The sequence below is a fragment of the Phenylobacterium sp. LjRoot219 genome (assembly GCF_964252995.1).
GTDB lineage: Bacteria > Pseudomonadota > Alphaproteobacteria > Caulobacterales > Caulobacteraceae > Phenylobacterium.
Genome location: NZ_CAXUQI020000002.1, coordinates 283,127 through 301,478 on the forward strand (window position 1 = coordinate 283,127; position 18,352 = coordinate 301,478).

At 70.0% G+C, this 18,352-nt stretch carries 16 protein-coding genes; 8 read left to right on the forward strand and 8 right to left on the reverse strand.

All coding sequences use genetic code 11. The annotated features are described in order from the left end of the window. Window positions 1-59: 59 nt before the first annotated feature. Window positions 60-1,025 (reverse strand): TauD/TfdA dioxygenase family protein, encoded by a 966-nt coding sequence (locus ACSQ14_RS19310; protein WP_436015862.1) that lies wholly within the window; start codon window positions 1,023-1,025, stop codon window positions 60-62. A 118-nt stretch (window positions 1,026-1,143) separates the two neighbouring features. Here ACSQ14_RS19310 and ACSQ14_RS19315 point away from each other — a divergent pair, with 118 nt between their 5' ends. After that, the gene (locus ACSQ14_RS19315) at window positions 1,144-1,893 is read left to right on the forward strand and encodes an IclR family transcriptional regulator (protein WP_436015863.1); all 750 of its coding nucleotides are present in this window, start codon (window positions 1,144-1,146) and stop codon (window positions 1,891-1,893) included. Between the two features lie 16 nt (window positions 1,894-1,909). Here the strand turns inward: ACSQ14_RS19315 and ACSQ14_RS19320 are convergent, their stop codons facing one another. Then, window positions 1,910-2,767: a class I SAM-dependent methyltransferase gene (locus ACSQ14_RS19320; protein ID WP_436015864.1), complete on the reverse strand. Its 858-nt coding sequence runs from the start codon at window positions 2,765-2,767 to the stop codon at window positions 1,910-1,912. Between the two features lie 290 nt (window positions 2,768-3,057). On the opposite strand from ACSQ14_RS19320, the gene ACSQ14_RS19325 reads away from it, so the two are divergent. Next, window positions 3,058-3,450, forward strand: a complete 393-nt coding sequence (locus ACSQ14_RS19325; RefSeq protein WP_436015865.1) for a DUF2721 domain-containing protein — start codon at window positions 3,058-3,060, stop codon at window positions 3,448-3,450. Between the two features lie 15 nt (window positions 3,451-3,465). Here ACSQ14_RS19325 and ACSQ14_RS19330 read toward each other — a convergent pair whose 3' ends face one another. Then, a complete protein-coding gene (locus ACSQ14_RS19330) occupies window positions 3,466-4,101 on the reverse strand; it encodes a hypothetical protein (RefSeq protein ID WP_436015866.1) in 636 nt (211 codons plus the stop codon). Between the two features lie 382 nt (window positions 4,102-4,483). Here ACSQ14_RS19330 and ACSQ14_RS19335 point away from each other — a divergent pair, with 382 nt between their 5' ends. The 4 genes from ACSQ14_RS19335 (at window position 4,484) to ACSQ14_RS19350 (ending at window position 9,909) form a co-directional block, all read left to right on the forward strand. After that, a complete protein-coding gene (locus tag ACSQ14_RS19335) occupies window positions 4,484-5,041 on the forward strand; it encodes an RNA polymerase sigma factor (RefSeq protein ID WP_436015867.1) in 558 nt (185 codons plus the stop codon). Further along, window positions 5,034-6,065 carry a FecR family protein gene (locus ACSQ14_RS19340; protein ID WP_436015868.1) on the forward strand — a complete coding sequence of 344 codons (1,032 nt, stop codon included), beginning with the start codon at window positions 5,034-5,036 and terminating at the stop codon, window positions 6,063-6,065. Before ACSQ14_RS19335 ends, ACSQ14_RS19340 begins: the two co-directional genes overlap by 8 nt. A 467-nt stretch (window positions 6,066-6,532) precedes the next feature. Continuing rightward, window positions 6,533-9,016 carry a TonB-dependent receptor gene (locus tag ACSQ14_RS19345; protein WP_436015869.1) on the forward strand — a complete coding sequence of 828 codons (2,484 nt, stop codon included), beginning with the start codon at window positions 6,533-6,535 and terminating at the stop codon, window positions 9,014-9,016. A gap of 68 nt (window positions 9,017-9,084) precedes the next feature. Next, window positions 9,085-9,909 carry an acid phosphatase gene (locus ACSQ14_RS19350; protein WP_436015870.1) on the forward strand — a complete coding sequence of 275 codons (825 nt, stop codon included), beginning with the start codon at window positions 9,085-9,087 and terminating at the stop codon, window positions 9,907-9,909. A 19-nt stretch (window positions 9,910-9,928) separates the two neighbouring features. On the opposite strand, the gene ACSQ14_RS19355 is transcribed toward ACSQ14_RS19350, so the two are convergent. Genes ACSQ14_RS19355 through ACSQ14_RS19365 form a run of 3 tightly spaced genes read right to left on the reverse strand, consistent with a single transcriptional unit; the run spans window position 9,929 to window position 13,399 of the window. Then, window positions 9,929-10,927: a cyclase family protein gene (locus ACSQ14_RS19355; protein ID WP_436015871.1), complete on the reverse strand. Its 999-nt coding sequence runs from the start codon at window positions 10,925-10,927 to the stop codon at window positions 9,929-9,931. After that, window positions 10,912-12,201: an alpha-hydroxy acid oxidase gene (locus tag ACSQ14_RS19360; protein WP_436015872.1), complete on the reverse strand. Its 1,290-nt coding sequence runs from the start codon at window positions 12,199-12,201 to the stop codon at window positions 10,912-10,914. The genes ACSQ14_RS19355 and ACSQ14_RS19360 overlap by 16 nt, the downstream gene beginning before the upstream one ends. A gap of 1 nt (window position 12,202) precedes the next feature. Beyond that, a complete protein-coding gene (locus tag ACSQ14_RS19365) occupies window positions 12,203-13,399 on the reverse strand; it encodes a cytochrome P450 (RefSeq protein ID WP_436015873.1) in 1,197 nt (398 codons plus the stop codon). 424 nt (window positions 13,400-13,823) lie between these two features. Here ACSQ14_RS19365 and ACSQ14_RS19370 point away from each other — a divergent pair, with 424 nt between their 5' ends. Continuing rightward, window positions 13,824-15,332 (forward strand): flavin-containing monooxygenase, encoded by a 1,509-nt coding sequence (locus tag ACSQ14_RS19370; protein ID WP_436015874.1) that lies wholly within the window; start codon window positions 13,824-13,826, stop codon window positions 15,330-15,332. Here the strand turns inward: ACSQ14_RS19370 and ACSQ14_RS19375 are convergent. After that, the gene (locus ACSQ14_RS19375) at window positions 15,329-16,360 is read right to left on the reverse strand and encodes a helix-turn-helix domain-containing protein (RefSeq protein WP_436015875.1); all 1,032 of its coding nucleotides are present in this window, start codon (window positions 16,358-16,360) and stop codon (window positions 15,329-15,331) included. The genes ACSQ14_RS19370 and ACSQ14_RS19375 overlap by 4 nt on opposite strands. Window positions 16,361-16,454: 94 nt before the next feature. On the opposite strand from ACSQ14_RS19375, the gene ACSQ14_RS19380 reads away from it, so the two are divergent. Next, window positions 16,455-17,642 carry a serine hydrolase domain-containing protein gene (locus ACSQ14_RS19380; RefSeq protein ID WP_436015876.1) on the forward strand — a complete coding sequence of 396 codons (1,188 nt, stop codon included), beginning with the start codon at window positions 16,455-16,457 and terminating at the stop codon, window positions 17,640-17,642. Here the strand turns inward: ACSQ14_RS19380 and ACSQ14_RS19385 are convergent. Continuing rightward, complete coding sequence (locus tag ACSQ14_RS19385) at window positions 17,639-18,346, reverse strand: EthD domain-containing protein (RefSeq protein ID WP_436015877.1); 708 nt, start codon at window positions 18,344-18,346, stop codon at window positions 17,639-17,641. The genes ACSQ14_RS19380 and ACSQ14_RS19385 overlap by 4 nt on opposite strands. Window positions 18,347-18,352: the final 6 nt, after the last annotated feature.

Below are 18,352 nucleotides of genomic sequence, written 5' to 3' on the forward strand. Positions count from 1 at the left end.
CAAGCGCGCTCGGGAGGGGAGCGCTGGACGGTCTCAAGTGGGCCGCCCAGCTGCTCCGTTCAGACCATGGTGTGCTCGAGCAAGGCGTCGCCGCGGGCGCCCTCTTCGAACCGGCCCAGGCCGTAGTCGCCCTTGATGGTCGTGCGCTGCATGCGGCGGTTGTAGCGCGGGTCGGCTCCGCTCACGCAGTGCAGCATCCGCCAGTTGTCCCAGATCAGCATGTCGGTGGTCTTCCACTGGTGGAAGTAGGCCTGCGCCTGGGCCTTGGCGAAGACCTCCTGGCAGACCGCCTCCAGCAACTGGTCGCCGTCCGGCGTCTCCTGGCCGGAGATCCCTTCGGCCATCCACGGCGAGGTGTGCATCACCTTGCGTCCGTCCTGCCGGGTCCACACCGCCGGGTGCACGGCCCGCGGCAAGGTCTTGGCGTACTGGTTCATCTCGATCGCGTCGGCGCGGCTGTGGATCGACTTGAAGGTCGCCGGCTTGCCGAACTTCCATTCGTCGTAGACCACGTTCAGCGTGTAGACGATCTCGCGGTCCTCGATCTGCTTCAGCAGCTCCGGCGAGAAGTCGCGATAAAGCTGGACGCCGTCGCAGAAGCCGGTCAGCCCGCCCTCCGGCGGAATGTCGATCGCCCGCAGCACGCCGGCCCGGTTCAGCTCGTTGTTGTAGCAATGGTCGAAGTGCCAGGGCAGCCACTGCGCCAGCGTCACGCCCTCGATCTCGACCAGGATCGGGTCGGCCTGATTGTGCTTCATGTCGATCACGCCGGGCATGGCGTCCTGGTCGACGCGCTCGACGGTCTTGACCGGGTGGTCCTTCAGCGGCCCGAAGACGTTGCTCAGCGCCACATGCATCTGGCCGGACGGCTCGACGTCCTCGAAGATGATCATTCCGCGGTCCTCGAAGACCGCGTTGAGCTGTTCGCGCACCGCCTGGTCCTGCAGCATGTCCTCGGTCACGCCGGAGATGCGCGCGCCGAAGGAGAGGCTGTCATCCAGCGGCCGCACCGTGATCGAACCCATGTCCTCCGCTCCCGTTCTTCTGCGCCCGGCGGCGTCCGCCAAGGCGCTTGTGTTTCTCTATCGTGTCACATAGAAACACGATGAGGTTTAAAAGTGACCTCATAGTGGGGATTTGAGCATGGCCGTCAAGCGGAGCCAGAGCGCCTCGCGCGTGCTTTCCATCGTCGAGCTGATCGCCACGCATCAGCCGATCGGGGTGAGCGCGCTGGCCCGGCTGCTGCAGGACGACAAGAGCGCCGTGCAGCGCGCGGTGATGACCCTGGCCGACGCCGGCTGGATCCGCATGGCGCCGGAGCAGCCGGTGCGCTGGGAGCTGAGCGCGCACATCTTCACCATCGCCCACCTGCCGCAGAGCGCCAACGATCTGCGCCAGCGAGCGCGGCGCACGCTCGAGGCGCTGCGCGACGAGTTCAGCGAGACCGTCTTCCTGGCCATTCCGGACATCGGCCGGTTCGTGGTGATCGACGTCGCCGAGAGCCCGAACGCGCTGCGCGCCCCGCTGCGGGTCAGCGAGGTGATCCCGGTGCGCGGCAGCGCCACGGCCCGCGCGGTGCTGCCGTTCCTGACCCCGGAGCGGCTGAAGGCCATGCTCGGCGCCGAGACGCCGGATCCGGCCGACGCCGCCGAGTTCGCGGCGACGCGGGCGCGCGGCTACGGCCTCAGCGCCGACGAGGTGATGCAGGGCTCGACCATCCTCGCCGCGCCGATCTTTGACAGCGACGGGCAGCCGATCGCCTCGATCGGCGTCTCCGGCCTGTCGGAGCGGATCACCGCCGACCGGCACGCGCGGATCGGCGCCCTGACCGTCGCCGGGGCCCGCGGCCTGTCGCGCGGCGCGCCCCGGGCCGAGCTCCGGGCCGCCGGCTAGAGCAGCCCGGCAGGCGCTATTTGATCGCGTGAATGAAGACGGTGTTGGCGTCGAAACAGGTCCGGCCCGGGTGCGCGGCCCGCAGCGCCTGCGCCGTCGCTTCCGGCACCTCGCGCTGCCCGAGCGGCGTCACCACCTTGGCCCGGAATTTCGAGTTCTCGACGTAGTCGACGTAGTCCTCGAAGAACAGCCGGTTCACCTGCGTGGAATTGTAGACCTCGTAGACGATATCCGCCGCGCACTTGGCGTCGGTCCGCTCGCAGAGATATTTGTACATTTGCGGCGGCGTATAGAGAAGATGCCCCCAGTGCGGCATCAGGTTGGACGTGAAGTCGATCTTGTTTCCGGCCGCGTCGCTTATACCGACGATATGATGCCCATTCACGCACGACCATATCGGCTGAAAGAGCGACAGCAACTGCCCGCCGACGTTGAGTGAATCGTAGATGCGATCGAGCATCGGCGCGAACTTGTGGACGTGCTCGAACGCCGCGATCGAGATCACCACATCGAAGTGATCCGTAAGGTTCAGGTCCGCGGCATCGCCGTCGATGATCGCGTGATCCTCGGCAAGGATCGCCGCGGCGTCGTCGCTATGCCTGAATGTCCTGGTGGCGGAATAGTGATCTTTTAGAAGAGGGTTAACCTCGCGGACGTCGTGCTCATGGTAGGTCGTGACGTCGTCGACGCAGATCCATTGCGACGCCTTGACGCCGTCGAACAGCAGCTCCCGGGGAAGATTGCTGCCGCCGATCTCCAAGACCTTCTTGCCGGCGAGCGGGCAGACCTGATCGATCAGCCGCAGGAAATCGACCTGGTAGGTCAGGCCAAAGCGTTCCTTGAAGACCTCAAGGTGATCGTCATGCTCGCTCATCAACCGCCCCCCGGCGCAGACATCATCGAATCGCCTCAAGTTCGGAGCGACGAATCCCTCCCGCGATCGTCGAGGGCGCCAGCCGCCCTTGCAACAGCCAGTTGCACCAGGCGCGGCATGCCACGGGTCTTGCCGCCGGCGCTCCGCTTGGTCGCGCGCACAAGCCAGGCGCCTTATTTAAGTGGCCGCGCCGGCCTCAGTGACGGCATAACAGAGGCCCGAACCTCGGCCGCAGACGCCGAGATGCCGGAAGCGCGTGGCGATCCGAAGTGTCTTCTTGAGGTGCGGCCTTGGTCTACGCTGACGTCATTCAAGAATCTGTCGCCCCGGCCTTCCTGCTCGGCGCGGTGGCGAGCTTCCTCTCGGTCCTGAACTTGAAGTTCAATCGGATCATTGACCAAAGGAATGCAATTCCCGCGACCGAGGAAGATCCCATCCTCGTAAAGCGACGGAAGATCCTGACCCGTCGGGCGCGATTTGTGAACCGCGCAACTCTGCTTGCCCTGCTTAGCGCAGCCATGGCGGCGACTTTGATTATCGCGTCCTTCGCCTATGCGCTGTTCGGCGTTATCGAGCAGCGTGGCCTGCCCTTGTTGTTCACAATCTCCCTGGTGTTCCTCGGCGTGGCGTTCATCGATCTCGGTCGCGAGGTCTTCGCCGCGCGCAGCGAGTACAAGGATTGACGGCCCACCGGCGTCCTAGGCCGCGCCGCTCGACACCGCGACCGGCTTGTCGGCGCTCGCCTCCGCCTTCGCCAGGTAATCGAAGATCGGCCCTGAGCCCGGGCCGCGGCGGGACAGGATCATGACGATGCTGGTCATCGGGATGTCGAGGACCTTCACATCCCGGGCGTGGGCGTAGGACATCGACCCCGAGGTCCACTGCGGCGAGCCGGGGAGATAGACGGCGTACCAGTCGTCCTGCGGCGGCTCGAACACCAGGCCGATCTGCCAGCCGGCGTCGGTCGGCACCAGCACCACCAGCACGTCGCAGTCGTCGCCCTCGACGCTCTTGGCCAGGCCTTCGAGAACGTGGAAGGCCGGGATCAGCGAGATCACGCCGCTCTCGATCCACTTCAGGAAGCTCTGCCCGGCCTCGGTCTGCGAAAACAGCCCGCCGAAGTAGGCGGCCAGGACCACCGACAGCACGGTCAGGCTGGTCACCGCGGTGACGCCGCCGAACGACGTCAGCCCGGTCCATTCGGCGACGGGATTCACAAAGCCGCCGAAGAGCGCCAGCAGCTTGGTCAGCACAAAGCCGACAATGAACAGCGGGATCATGAAGATGACGCCGGCGATAAACGTCGCCTTTATTGGCTCAAACCACTTCGGCATCTCATTTCACTCCTCTATCGGCCACGCGCCCGGGAGTTATTGGAGCCGGCGCTGCAGCGCGGTCGCGTTCGGCAGGGAATTCGGGACGCGGACCGCCGGGCTGATCGCTGGGCCGGCCGGGCCGGGCCGGCGACCCTCCGCACCTAGAATGCTAAGGGCGCGCGCGCCGAACAATGAGGGGGATGCCTGATAGGGGCACGGCCTTTCGACCGGCAAGCGCCGCCGTTTGACCCCATGGCCCCGCCGGCCTCGTCCAGGTCAGGCGCCCGCCGGAGCCGGGGTCCAAACCTATTAAAGACGCAGCGTCAGCGAATTTCCGAACCCTTGAAATTTCAAAATTTTTCAGCCCTCCTGCGCCGCGTTGGCTCGGGGGAAAAGGGCTGTGGCGGGCAAGAATCAGATCGCGCAGGACGACGCTGCGCCCGCGCCCGAACCGGCCCCGTCGCTGGAGGCCGTCGCGCGCCGCTACTCGACCGCTCTGACCCACTTCTTTCAGCGACGGGTCGCCAACAAAGCCGACGTGCCGGACATGGTGCAGGACGTGTTCCTGCGGCTGTCCAAGCTGAGCGACATCTCGGCCATCCGGCATCCCGAGCACTACGTCTTCCAAACCGCCTCATCGGCGCTGCGCGACCAGGCGCGCCGCGAGATCTCTCGGCTGCGCCGCGCACATGAAGAGTTCGACGACGCGGTGCATGGCGCTTCGGATTTCTCGCCGGAGCGCGTCTTGGCTGGCAAGCAGGACGTCGAACGGCTTCGCGCGGCGGTCGCCGGCCTGCCGGCGCGGACCCGCGATGTGTTCGTCTTTCGGGTGTTCGAGGAGATGAAGACGATAGATATCGCCGCTGTGCTCGGGATCTCGCAGCGGGCCGTGGAGAAGCACTACGCCAAGGGCATGGCCGCGGTCACCGCGGCTATGCGGAGCAACCGACATGTCTGATGCCGTGACTGGGCGCTCGCCGTCGCAGGAGTTGCTCGCCGAAGCCGCCGCCTGGCATGAGCGTGTCACCGCGGATGGCGCCGGCGAACCGATCATCGCCGCATTCGAGGCCTGGAAGGACGCCGCGCCGGCGAACGCTTCCGCCTACGAAGCGGTGTTGGCGACGCTCGCGCTGGCCCGCGAGGCGGCGGACGCGCCCGCGATCCTGGCGCTGCGCCACCAGGCCCTCGCCCGCGCCACCCTGTCGAAGCCGCGGGCCAATCGGCGGGCGGCGATCGCCGCCGGCCTGGCGGCGGTGATGGTCGGCGGCGCAGGCTGGCTGGCGCTGCAATCGGACGCCGCTCGGAGCCTTTCTCCGCTCCCGCGGGCGGCGCATCAGACCCTCTACAGCACCGGCGTCGGCGAGCAGATGACCATCCGGCTGAGCGACGGCTCGACGGTTCGGCTCAACACCGCCAGCCGACTGCGCAACGCCTATACCGCCGCGGAGCGACGCCTGGTGCTGGAATCCGGCCAGGCCTTCTTCCAGGTGGCGAAGGCGCCGACGCGGCCGTTCGTCGTCGTCGCCGGCGACCGGGCGATCGTCGCCCACGGCACGGAGTTCGACGTGCGCCTGGACGAGCGTGCGCTGCAGGTCGCGCTGCTGGAGGGCAAGGTCTCGGTTGGCCGCGACCAGCGCGGCGCGCACGACGAGGTCCGGCTGCAGCCGGACGACGTGCTGACCGCCCGCGGCGACAGCGTCTCGGTGCAGAACGCCAGTCGCGTCGACCTGCTTGCCGCCTGGCGCGACGGCATGCTGATCTTCCAGGACGCCAGGCTGGCGGACGCCGCCGCGGAGATGAACCGCTACAGCGAACGCAAGCTCGTCATCGCCGACGCCGCCGCCGGGCAGCTGCGGGTCAGCGGCGCCTTCCGCATCGGCGAGACCGCCGCCCTGGTCGACGCCCTGAAACGCTCATTCCCGGTCGTCGTGGCCGACGAATCCGGCGAACGGATCGTCGTGAAAAGCTCAGCGGGCGGTTGAAGCGCCCCGCGCCCAACGTTTTGAAGAAAATTGCTCACTGTTCAGGTTCGGCCTTCGCCCCTTCCTGCGTCTGACAGACCGGGAGCTCACAACGAGCCCGGCATAGAGGGGGGAAACATGCGGGTCACGCATGGATTGCGAGCGCGCGCAGCGCTTCTACTGACGACTGCAAGCATTTGTTCGACGATGCTGCCGGCTGTGGCGCGGGCGGCCGACGTGCGCGTCTCCATCCCGGCCCAGAACCTCGGCGACGCGCTGGCCGAGTTTTCCCGGCAGACCAAGCAGCAGCTTCTGTTCGCGCCCGACCTGGCGCGCGGCCAACGGGCGCAACGGGTCGAAGGCGTCTTTGCGCCCGACCACGCGCTGCGGCGGCTGGTCGCCGGCACCGGCCTGCAGGTGCAGTCCACCGCCAGCGGGACCTTCCTGCTCACGCGGGCGAACTGGAGCGCCCCGCCGGCTGAGGGTCCGTGGACCCCGCCGAGGCCGCCGCCGACGTCGTCGAGGCGGAGCCGGCGCCGACCCTCGGCGAGATCATCGTCACCGCCCGGCGTCGCGTGGAAAACCTGCAGGACGTGCCGCAGACGGTCGACGTCGTCACCGGCGACGCGCTGCAGAACCTGAACATCCAGCGCTTCGAGGATATCCAGGCGCTGGTGCCGGGCTTGACGCTCTCCAGCGGCAGCAGCGGGGTCAGCAACACCGCTTCGATCCGCGGGGTGACCTATGCGAGCGAAACCTCGGCCTCGCCGACCGTCGAGTTCTCGATCAACGACGCGCCGGTCAGCTCCAGCTTCGTCTTCCAGTCGCTGTTCGACATCGGCCAGATCGAAGTGCTGCGCGGCCCGCAGGGCACGCTGCGCGGCCGCGCGGCGCCGTCCGGCGCGATCTCGGTGACGACGCGCGCACCAGACCTGGATGAGTACGGCGGCTACGCCAATGCGACGCTGGCCACCGACGCGGACGTCAACCTGCACGGCGCGGTCAATGTGCCGATCGTCAAGGACGTCCTGGCGGTGCGGCTGGCCGCGATCATCGATCAGAACGACTACGACGAGGTCGAGAGCATCAACAATGACTCCGATCCTCACCAGAAGACCTGGGCGGTCCGCGGCAGCGTGCGCTTCCAGCCGACCGACGACCTGTCGGCCACCGTCGTCTACCAGCATGGCGACAAGCGACTGCGAAGCTTCAACCCGGTCACCGGCCTGGGCTCGCCGGGCGGCACGTTCCGGAACAGCGGCTACGCCCAGCCCGCCATCCTGGCCCCTGGCTACAACGGCCCCGCCATCGCGCCGGGCGACCGGCTCGGCGTCACCGACTTCGCCCGTCGGACCGCGGAAGAGCAGGATCTCGTCACCGCCGAGGTCGACTGGCGGATCGCGGACCAGCGGCTGACCTACGTCGGCAGCTATTCGAAGAGCGTCCGCACCAGCAGCGCGCCCGGCGACGAGGGCAATCAGATCCTGGGCTATGACTTCGACGTCCTGAACGACACCGAAAGCACCTACTGGACGCACGAGCTCAGGATCGCCTCCGACCAGCGGATCGCGGAGATCTTCGACTACGTCGCGGGCGTCTTCTACTCGAAGACCTCCGGGGCGGTGTGGAACGACCGCGGTCCGTCGTTCGGTCGCGGCGCCTTCGGCTCGCCGCTCGGCGCGCCGAACGCCTTTGCGCCGGCCAACGAGCGCTACAGTTCGCACACCATCATTACCCGCGATCGCGGGCTGAAGGAGACCTCGTTCTTCGCCAGCGTCACCGCCCACCTCGACGAGCGCACCGAGCTGACCGGCGGCGGCCGCTACATCGAGGCGAAGAAGGACAACACCACCCAGTTCCTGCGCGGCGCCGGCGGCTTCAGCCTGTCCGCGGCCGGCGCCGGCGGCTGCGCCGCCAACCAGACCCCGAGCACCTTCCACCCCGGGTTCTGCGACACGTCGGTCGCCGCCGGGCCGCTGGGCGCCGCTCAGGTGGAGAACGGCAAGCGTACGCCCTTCATCTACAACCTGCAGCTCTCGCACCGCTTCAGCAACGACCTGATGGCCTACGCCAACCTCGGCACCTCGTGGCGGGACGGCCCGGCAGTTGTCGGCATCACCAACGGCGGGACCGGCAGCGACGGCGGCCCGGGCGATCCGGTGCTGCGCGACCTGATGGAGCTCGATCCCGAGAAGTCGAAGTCCTACGAGATCGGGCTGAAGGCGAACTTCCTCGACCGCCGCGGCCAGGTGAACCTTGCCCTCTATCGGCAGAAGTTCAACGGGCTGATCTACCGCGGGCTGCCGACCTACTACCTATCGGACAACGGCTTTACGGCCCCGTCCGTCTCGACCTTCCAGTTCACCAGCAACGCCGACGCCAAGGTGAAGGGCGTCGATCTGGACGCCTCGTTCCAGGCGACCTCGCGCTGGCGGATCAACGGCGCCGTCAGCTACGCGGACGGCAAGATCGACAACGACTTCATCCCCTGCAACGACGGCAACTTCGACGGCGTCCCCGACGCGATCGTGCCCACCGTGGCGGGCTTCCAGGCGGCTGGCGAACGCATCGCCCTGTGCCGCTCGAACCGCTCGGTGTCGCAGTCGCCGAAGTGGAACCTCAGCTTGCAGTCGGAGTACCTGTTCCCGATCTCCGACCGCGTCGACGGCTATGTCCGCGGCCTGTTCACCTACTATCCGGACAATCCGCGCGACAACGAGACCTTCACGATCGACGCCTACGGCCTGCTCAACCTCTACGCCGGCGTCCGTGACGCGGGCGGCGGCTGGGAGGTGGCGGTGTTCGCGAAGAACGTCACCAAGACCAGCCAGGTGATTTCGCAGGAGTCGCTGCAGGTGCAGTCGCAGGGCGGTCTGGGCAACTACTTCGGGCCGACCGGCTACTACAACGTGCGCTACACGCCGCCGCGGCAGGTCGGGCTGAACGTCCGCTACGCCTTCGGCTCGCGATAACCGCGCGCCCCGCCGGGCGAGGATGGCCCTCGCCCGGCGCCTGGCGTCCGCCCCCACAGGAGAGACATATGAGCCGTCTGAAGGCCGGATTGCGCCCGCTTGCGCTGACCACGCTACTTTCCGCGACCGCGCTGCACGGCGCCTCGGCGGCCCCTGAGCGAGCGGCCCCCCCGCCCGTGACGGGGCTCGCCGCCGGATACCTCAAGGCGGAGCAGCGTCCGGACAGCGTGCTCCTCGTGCCGGCTGCGCCGCTCCCGGCGTCGACCGCTCAGGCGCGCGACGAGGCGATGTCGAAGCGTGCGCTCGCACTGAAGGACGGCCCGCGATGGGACATCGCTACGCGCGACGCCGACCTGCGCCTGCCCAAGGGCGCCGAGGCCTTTTCCTGCGCGCTGGGCGTGCAGCTCAGCTCGGTCGAGGCTCCGCGCCTGATGCGGCTGCTCGCCCGGAGCACCGGCGATCTGGGACGCGCCAGCGACGGCGCCAAGACCAAGTACATGCGGCCGCGGCCGTTCATGGTGAACGGCGCGCCGATCTGCACCCCGGACCACGCCCCGCACCTGCGTCACAACGGATCCTACCCCTCCGGTCACAGCGCGATCGGCTGGGGCTGGGGCCTGATCCTCGCCGAACTGGCGCCCGACCGCGCCGACGCGGTCCTGTCGCGGGCGCGGGCGTTCGGGCAGAGCCGGGTCGTCTGCAACGTGCACTGGCTAAGCGATGTCGAAGAAGGGCGCGTGGTCGCGTCCGAGACCGTCGCGATGCTGCACGCGAACCCCGAGTTTCAGTCGGACCTTGCGGCCGCGCGCCTCGAACTCGACGCGCTTCGGCGGACGACGGCGCCAGGCAATGCGGACTGCGCCGCCGACGCCGCTGCGCTCGCCGACGGCTAGGCGCGCGTCGGCGGCCGGCTCAGACCGTGCCGACCGGGGTCGCCGGCGAGCCCACCGCGCCCGGCAGGTTGAGCGGCGGCGCGGTCAGCAGGAAGTGCGCCCGGCGATGGGCGGCGAGCCAGGGCGCGATGGCGCCGAACCACCAGAACTCGCCGAGATGAATGCCGAGCTTGACTAGGCAGTGCTCGTGCAGCGGCAGGCGCGCGGTCCCGACGCAGCGCTCGACGCCTTCCATCTTTTCGACCATCGGATTGTCGGCGCAGATCGCCGCCAGCCCGGAGCGGTCGATCCAGTCGAGCAGCCGCCGGTCGGTCCCGTCGAGGCCCGGGCAGGCGGCCAGGGCGGCGCGGTCGACATGCTCGCCGTCGCGCATCAGGAGATCGCCGTAACCGGTGTAGATGCAGAGGAAATCGCCCTCCTCCACCTCAGCGCCCTGGGCCTCGATCGCCCTCATCAGCGCCTCGTAGCCGACCAGCGCATGCGGGCCCGCGCCCGCGTGGCGTACATCGACCAGCACGCCGCGCCCCTGGACGCAGGTGCGGGCGAGGTTCTCGATGCCAAGCGCCAGCGCCCGCGGCGCGACCCCCTCGCCCGGCTGGACGAAGTCACGGTCGGAGCGGAAGCCGTTGTAGAAGACGTGCTCGGCGACGCCGTCGCTGTCGGCGTCGAAGCAGCAGCCATAGTGGCTCAGGCCGTCCCACTGCGACGAGTACTGCAGGTCCAACACCACCCGGTCGTCGTTGATGACGTCCGAGCCGCCGTCGGCGAAGGTCCAGTCGTACATCACGCGCCCGTCGCTGCCGTGGGTGGGCTCGAGCCTGGGCGGATTGCGGCCGGCGAAGATCTTGCCCTGCGGATAGTCGAGCGGCAGGCCGAGGAAGAAGCATTGCCCCTCCTTCGCCTCCGCCAGCGCCCGGCGCCGCCGCTCCGGCGTGACCAGGTTCATCCGGCCGACCTGATCCTCGTCGCCGAACGCGCCCCAGTTCGAGCCTTCCGGTCGCTTCAGCCAGCGGGGCATGCAGTACCTCTTTCCATCGAATGCGCCGCGCAAGGCGCCGCCGGCCCGTCGTCGCGACGGCCGGCCAGCCAGCTGCGATCGAGCGCCTGCACGCTCGGGCAGCCCATCAGCACCAGGTCGCGCTCCATCTCGGCGCGGAAGATCTCCAGGACGGCGCCGACCCCGGCCTCGCCGCCGCCGGCCAGGCCGTAGAGGTACGGTCGGCCGATGAAGACGCCGCGCGCGCCGAGGCAGAGCGCGGTGATCACGTCCGTGCCGCGTCGCACGCCGCCGTCCAGATAGACCTCGGCGCGGTCGCCGACCCGCGCGACGATCGCCGGCAGGGCGTCGACGCTGGCCAGCGTCCGGTCCAGCTGGCGGGCCCCGTGGTTGGAGACCACCACGCCGTCGACGCCGATCTGGTCGACCGCGCGCGCCGCGTCGTCGGGATCGAGCACGCCCTTGACGTAGAGCGGGCCCTGCCACTGCTCGCGCATCCAGGCCAGATCATCCCAGGAGAGGTCGCCCTGCATGTAGCGGGCCTGGGCCTCGGCCGAGGCGACGGCGTCATCGGCGCCGCCCTGGATCGCCCGGCGGATCCCCTGCACCACGCCGGGCGACGGGGCGGCGGCGCCGCGCTCCAGGTAGTGGACCGCGGCGATCCGCTTGCGGCGGATCACGTCGTGCAGCCAGGCCGGCCGGCTCAGCATGTTCAGCACCCGGCCGGGCGTCAGCGTCCAGGGCCGGGTCATGCCGGCGGTCCGCTCGCCTTCGCGGTTGCCGACCACCGGCACGTCGACGGTGACGAACATCGCCGTGTAGCCGGCCGCCCGCGCGCGGGCCATCAGCGCCCCGACCATCTGGCGGTTGCCGAACGGGTAGAGCTGGAACCAGTGGTTCTCGTCGGTGGCCTCGGCCACCTCCTCGAGGGTGTAGCAGGCCGCGGTGCTGAGGCAGGCGCGGGTCCCGGCCCGCTCCGCCGCCCGGGTCGCGGCGAGGTCGCCAGTCCAGTGGCTGAGGCCCGCGGCCCCGGTCGGCGCCAGCGCGACCGGCAGCGACACCGCGGCCGCCGCCATGGTCGTCGCCAGCTTCGGCGTCGAGACGCCGGTCAGGCACCGCTGGCGCAGCCGGTAGCGCTCGAACGCGCTGATGTTCTCGCGCAAGGTGACGTGGTCGTCCGCCCCGCCGTCGACATAGGCCCAGGCCAGGTCCGGCAGCCGGCGCCGCGCCAGGCGGCGCCAAGCCTCGACGCTGACCGGCGGCGCCGGATCCCTGAGCTTCAGCTGGAAGGCCATGTCAGGCGACCACCAGGCTCACCGGCTGCGGCCCGCGCAGCGGCAGCGAGCTGTAGGTGTAGGGCCCCGCTACCCGGAAGCCGGGAACCCGGTCGAGCAGGCCGCCGACGGCGATCTCCGCCTCCAGCTTCGCCAGGTTGATGCCCAGGCAGAAATGTAGGCCGACGCCGAATCCGAGGTTCGGCTGCGGCGGACGGTGGATGTCGAACCGGTCGGGATCGGCGAACCTCTGCGGATCGCGGTTGGCGGCGGCGAGCACGCAGGTCACCTCGTCGCCGTCGGCCAGCTCGATCCCGGCCAGCTCGACCGGGCCGCCGCGTACCCGCCGCACAAGGGTGCCGACGACGCCCTGCCAGCGCATCACCTCGTCGTTGGCCGCCCGGATCAGCGATCGGTCGGCGGCGATCTCGCGTCGGACGCCCCCATCCTCCGCATAGGTGACGAACAGGTGGGCCAGCCACTTGGCGGTGGTCTCGTTGCCGGCGAACAGCAGCTGGCGCAGGTTCTGCACCAGCTGGTCGTCCGGCAGGTCGCTGGCGGCCTCGGAGGCCGCCAGCGTGCTGACCAGGTCGTCGGCCGGCGCGGCGCGTCGGGCCTTCAGCAGTTCGCCAAGGTAGGTCGCCAGGTCGGCCTTCGCCGCCTCGCGCCGGGCGACCGCAGCGCGCGCGGCCGCATCGGCCAGATAGGCCGGCCCGCCGCCGGCCATCTCGTCGCTCCAACGGATCACGTCGGGCAGCATGTCCTGCGGCACGCCCATCATCCGGGCGATCACCAGCGTCGGCAGCGGCCGGCAGAGCGCGCCGACGACCTCGACCGGCTCGCCGTCGCGCAGGCGCTGCGCCGCCGGATCGAGCAGTCCGGCCGCGATCGTCTCGACGTCCGCGCGGATCGCCTCCAGCCCCTGCAGGCGGAAGGCCTCGGCCCAGACCAGCCGCAGCGCGTCGTGGCGCTTGCGGTCGTCGATGGAGATGAAGGCGTCGTCGCCGAACAGCGCCGCCGAGCTCGTCCCCTCCAGCGTGAACCGCTGGAAGTCGCTGACCACGGCGCGGACCTCGCGGTCGGTGGTCACCAGCCAGCGCTTGTAGACCTCGTGCCAGACGACCGGCCCCTGCGCCTGCAGCTCGCGCAGCAACGGCCACGGATCGGCGGCGGTCTCGGCCGCCATGATGTCCAGCCGGGTGGTCGGGACCGCCGTCACGGCCGCCGCCCCCCGCGCTCACGCCGCAACTGCGCCAAGACACCCCTCCCCGATCCAGGCGTCGCCGCGAGCCATGCGGCTCGGTCGCGCGCCGGTGTATCGGCGACCATAGTGACGCGTATTGCACATGTGAATAGGCATTTGGTCCGCAGGCTAACTGACTGCGCGTGGCGTATTGCGTTCCCCGAGCGGCCCTACGGCCGCCGCCCTAGGAACCACGAAAGACACGAAGGCCGGTCTTTCAGGTCCGCGACCGCGCCGGCCGTTTGCTCTCAGCGCCGGCGCTTTCGTGTCTTTCGTGTTTTTCGTGGTTCAGATCGCGCCGACGTCTGATGAGTGAATTTGTATCGGTCAGGCGTCGCGCCGGTTCTGGCTGCGAACCCCCGGCGCGCCCACCCTGCTGACGCACGTAGCAGGAGGATCGATGAAGGGCGAACGACAGCCGCCGCCGAAGGGCGGGGACGCCGGCCCGCGGGTCGTGATCATCGGCTCCGGCATCTCCGGCATCCTGATGGGGATCAAGCTGCTGGCGCGCGGCTGGCGCGACTTCGTGATCCTGGAGAAGGCCGAGACGCTCGGCGGGACCTGGCGCGACAACCGCTATCCGGGCGCGGCCTGCGACGTCGCCGCCCACCTCTACGTCTATTCGTTCGCGCCCAATCCGGCCTGGCGCTCGCGCTACGCCAAGGGGCCGGACATCTGGAACTACTATCGCCGCGTGGCCCGCCGCTACGGCGTGCTGCCCTACATCCAGTACGGCAAGGAAGTCGAGGCAGCGGAGTTCGACGGCGCGGGCTGGCGGGTGACCACGCGCGACGGCGGCGTCTACCAGGCCGACATCGTGGTGGCGGCGACCGGGCGGCTGCACCACCCGATGCTGCCGGACATCCCCGGCGCGGAGAGCTTCGCCGGCCCGAAGTTCCACACTGCGCAGTGGGACGAGACGGTTCCGCTGAAGGACCGGCGGCTCGGCCTGATCGGCACCGGCTCGACCGCCACCCAGATCGTCGCGGCGCTGGCCGACGAGGTCGGTCAGCTGAAGCTGTTCCAGCGCACCGCCCAGTGGGTGTTCCCGGTCGCCGACACGCCGGTGCCCTTGTGGAAGCGGCTCGCCTTCCGCCTCTCGCCCCGCTACGCGCGCAACTACTATTACACGCTGCGCAGCCAGACCGAGGCGCGCGGCAAGGCGGCGACCGGCGACCGGACCGCGCGCGCGGCCCGCGACCAGCAATGCTTCGACGCCCTGGCCCGGGTGCGCGATCCCGTGCTGCGGGCCAAGCTGACCCCCGACTACGAGGTCGGCTGCAAGCGGCTGGTGATGTCGGGGACCTTCTACGACGCGGTCCAGAAGCCGTCGGTCGACGTCGTCGTCGAGGGCGTCGAGCGCATCGAACCGCGCGGGGTGGTGACCCGGGACGGTCAGCTGCACGAACTGGACGTGCTGGTGTTCGCCACCGGCTTCGACGCCCACGCCTATCTGCGGCCGATCAAGGTCACCGGCGAGCGCGGCGTGACGCTCGACGAGGTCTGGCGCGAGGTGCCGCTCACCTATCGGGCGATCGCCGCGCCGCAGATGCCGAATTTCTTCTTCATCAACGGTCCCTACTCGCCGGGCGGCAGCGCGTCGGTGGTCGGCATCGTCGAGGCCCAGGCGGACTATCTAATGCAGCTCATCGAGCGCATCGCCGAGCGCAAGGTGCAGCTAGTTCCCCGGCAGGAGGCGGCGGTCGCCTGGCTGGAGGAGGTGCGTGAGCGGGCGCGGCAGTCGGTCTGGGGCTCGGGCGGCTGCCAGAGCTGGTATCTCGACAAGACCGGGACCCCGTCGCTCGACCCCTCCACCCTGTCGGAACTGCAGGCGCAGCTCGCGGCGCCGGACTGGGACCACTTCGTGGAGCGGCCGGCGCTGGTCGAGCTGGCGTGCGCCGCGGCCTAGGAGATGTCCGCCAGGACCCTGCGCCGGTAGGCCAACGGCGCCTCGCCGTTGCGCCGCCGGAAGGCCCGGCGGAAGGCGAAGCTGTCGCTGTAGCCGAGCCGCTCGGCGATCTGCTCGATGGTGAGCTGCGGTTCGCTCAGCCAGCCCTTGGCCAGGGCGTCGAACACCTCGTCCTTGAGGGCGCGAAAGCTCGCGCCCTCCGCAGTCAGCCGCCGCCGCAGCGTCGCGGGACTGCAGCCGAGCCGGGCCGCCACCTGCGGCAGGTCCGCCGCCGTTGTGGCGTCGCGCAGCCGGTCATTGCGCAGCAGATGCGCGACCACCGAGCGGGTGTCGGTCTGCGGCCGGCCCAGCGCCAAGGTCGCGCGCATCACCTGACCGAAGAACTGCGGGATCTCGGCGGCGCGGGCGACCACCGCGCGGCTGAGCTCGCGCTTCGGAATCACCAGCGCAGTCTCCGCCGAGCGGTAGGCCAGCGGCGGCGAGAACAGCAGTTCGGCGACGTCATCGGGCAGGCAGGGCGCATGGCGCACCCGGCCGGTCACCCCCTGCAGCGGGCCGCCGACCAGGAACTCCAGCTGACAGAGGGTGAAGGTCAGCGGCCAGATCGCGCTGATCAGCCCCTCGGCCCCGGCGCGCAGCGGCTCCTGGAAGACCAGCCTCGCCGTCGCGCCGCCCTCGTCCTGCAGCTCGGCGTGCAGCCGGTCGCCGTAGAGGGTGTGGGCGAAGCGGGCGATGATCTGCACGGCTTCGTTGAGGGTCGCTGCGCCGACCATCGAATGCAGCAGCAGGCGGCCAAGTTCGGCCCAGCGCTCCGGCGCGTCGGCCATCCCGCGTTCGCGCAGGATCCATTCGCGGTAGCGCCGCGTGAACGTCGCGATCTCCGCCTGGGCCGTGGGGCGGTCCGCCTCCGCCGGCGACAGGGCGGCGATCTCGGCCGCGGCGGCCAGCAGGCGCGTGGTCTCCGGCGCGACCTCGCCCGCCGCGCCGGGCGGCTCAAGGCTTCCGCCCGAAATCTCTTTGCCGGTCATCAAGGTCCGCAGTCGGGCGATGGGACCGGAAGTCTGATGATTTCCCGACCGGGGTCAACGCCGAGCCTGCCGCAATGACTGTTGGATTCCGATCATGAACGCTGACCCGACCCACCGGAATTTCGCGCCGCTGCAGCGGCGGATGCAGGGACTGGTCGACCAGGGCCGGTTCGCCGGCGTCTCGACCCTGGTCTGGCAAGACGGCGAGGTCGTGCACGTCCAGGCGGCCGGCTGGCGCGACCTGGCCGCGCGCACGCCACTGACGCGGGACACTCTCTTTCGCATCGCCTCCATGACCAAGCCGGTGGTCAGCGCCGCGGCGCTGCAGTTGGTCGAAGCCGGCCAGCTCGCACTCGACGCGCCGATCGCGCGCTGGCTGCCCGAAGCCGCGACGCTCCGCGTGCTGCGCCATCCGATCGCCGAACTCGACGACACCACGCCGCTGGAGCGGCCACCGACGCTGTTCGACCTGATGACCCATACCGCTGGCTTCGCCTGGACCGCCGGGCTGGACGCCCCGGTCACCCGCGCCGTCGCCCAGGCGGCCGAGCAGCGGCCGTTGATCAGTTGCGCGCCCGACGCCTTCGTCGCGCGGATCTGCGCGCTGCCGCTGATCCAGCAGCCCGGCCGCGGCTGGTATTACAGCGTCGCGACCGACCTGCTCGGCGTGCTGATCGCCCGGGCGAGCGGCCGCCCCCTACCCGACCTGCTGCAGAGCCAGATCTTCAAGCCGCTCGGCATGGCGGACACCGGGTTCTGGGTCACGCCGGAACAGCGCCACCGCCTGGCGGTCGGCTATCAGCGCAGCCCGACGGGCGAACTTCTCGTGCACGACGACCCGGCCTCCGGCTTCTGGTCGCGGCCCCCGGTCTTCCCCGCCGCGGGCGGCGGCCTGGTCTCGACGGCGGACGACTATCTGCGGTTCGCGCGGATGCTGCTGGACCGCGGCGTGTTTGGCGATCGGCGCATCCTGAGCGAGGCCTCGGTCGCGCTGCTGACCACCAACCAGCTGACGCCTGAACAGGTCCGGCCGCTCAGCCCGACGACCGACTATCTGCACGGCCAGGGCTTCGGCCTGGGCCTGGCCGTCGCGATCGGCGCGGCCGCAGATCGCCGAGCCCCTGGCAGCTACGGCTGGCCCGGCGCCTACAGCACCGCCTGGTTCGCCGACCCGCGGCGGCGGCTGATCGCGCTCGGCATGGGGCAACTCTGGCTGGATCCGCAGAACGAACTGCGCGCGGCGCTGGAGACCGAGGTCTACACGGCGCCCGCGCCCGGCTAGCCGATCCGGCGCATCAGGGCGTGGCGGCGGGTGCCGTCGTCGATGTTGCCGATCTCGTCGGCGAAGATCCGCGCCATGCCCGCCGGGTCGCTGATCGAGGCCAGATAGCCCTGCCGGTCGGCCCAGGTGAGGTTGTCGTAGGCGTCGTAGGCGACCGGCGCGGCGCCGAAGCCGCGGGCCACGGCCCCGGTCGCCGCGGCGTCGCAGTGCACCTGGTCGTAGGCCAGCAGGCCCGGCCCGAGCACCGGAATGGCCACGCCGGAATGCCGGTCATGCCACCAGCTGCGGAACTGCGCCGAGCTGATCGCCGGATCGCGCTTGAAGGCGAGCGACAGGAAGACGCCGCCGTCGCGCACCGGAACCATGGAGAACATCGGCCCGCTCATCACCTCCACCGAGCCCGACGCGGCGAGCGGCGCGAGAATCTCGCTCAGCGCCGCGGCCAGCGCCGGCAGATCCGCCGCCCGGGCGGCGCCGACCGTGATCTCCACCGCGGCGTCGACGGTGCGCCACTGGTCGACGGCGTAGTCGGTCTGGGTGGCCGAGGTGAGGTCCGGGTGCCGATCGGCGACGCCGAGACGGATATCCGCCGCCCCAGCCACACGGCGGATGGCGTCCGCCTGGCGCACGAGCGCCGCTTCCAGCCCCGCGTGGTCGCCGCCGGCGGCGTCGAACATGAACGCCAGCCGCCACTGATCAGCCATGTCGAA

Coding starts and splice junctions, on each gene's coding strand:
- ACSQ14_RS19310 (WP_436015862.1), bottom strand. CDS start 1,025: ATGGGTTCGATCACGGTGCGGCCGCTGGATGACAGCCTCTCCTTCGGC.
- ACSQ14_RS19315 (WP_436015863.1), top strand. CDS start 1,144: ATGGCCGTCAAGCGGAGCCAGAGCGCCTCGCGCGTGCTTTCCATCGTC.
- ACSQ14_RS19320 (WP_436015864.1), bottom strand. CDS start 2,767: ATGAGCGAGCATGACGATCACCTTGAGGTCTTCAAGGAACGCTTTGGC.
- ACSQ14_RS19330 (WP_436015866.1), bottom strand. CDS start 4,101: ATGCCGAAGTGGTTTGAGCCAATAAAGGCGACGTTTATCGCCGGCGTC.
- ACSQ14_RS19340 (WP_436015868.1), top strand. CDS start 5,034: ATGTCTGATGCCGTGACTGGGCGCTCGCCGTCGCAGGAGTTGCTCGCC.
- ACSQ14_RS19350 (WP_436015870.1), top strand. CDS start 9,085: ATGAGCCGTCTGAAGGCCGGATTGCGCCCGCTTGCGCTGACCACGCTA.
- ACSQ14_RS19355 (WP_436015871.1), bottom strand. CDS start 10,927: ATGCCCCGCTGGCTGAAGCGACCGGAAGGCTCGAACTGGGGCGCGTTC.
- ACSQ14_RS19360 (WP_436015872.1), bottom strand. CDS start 12,201: ATGGCCTTCCAGCTGAAGCTCAGGGATCCGGCGCCGCCGGTCAGCGTC.
- ACSQ14_RS19370 (WP_436015874.1), top strand. CDS start 13,824: ATGAAGGGCGAACGACAGCCGCCGCCGAAGGGCGGGGACGCCGGCCCG.
- ACSQ14_RS19375 (WP_436015875.1), bottom strand. CDS start 16,360: ATGACCGGCAAAGAGATTTCGGGCGGAAGCCTTGAGCCGCCCGGCGCG.
- ACSQ14_RS19380 (WP_436015876.1), top strand. CDS start 16,455: ATGAACGCTGACCCGACCCACCGGAATTTCGCGCCGCTGCAGCGGCGG.
- ACSQ14_RS19385 (WP_436015877.1), bottom strand. CDS start 18,346: ATGGCTGATCAGTGGCGGCTGGCGTTCATGTTCGACGCCGCCGGCGGC.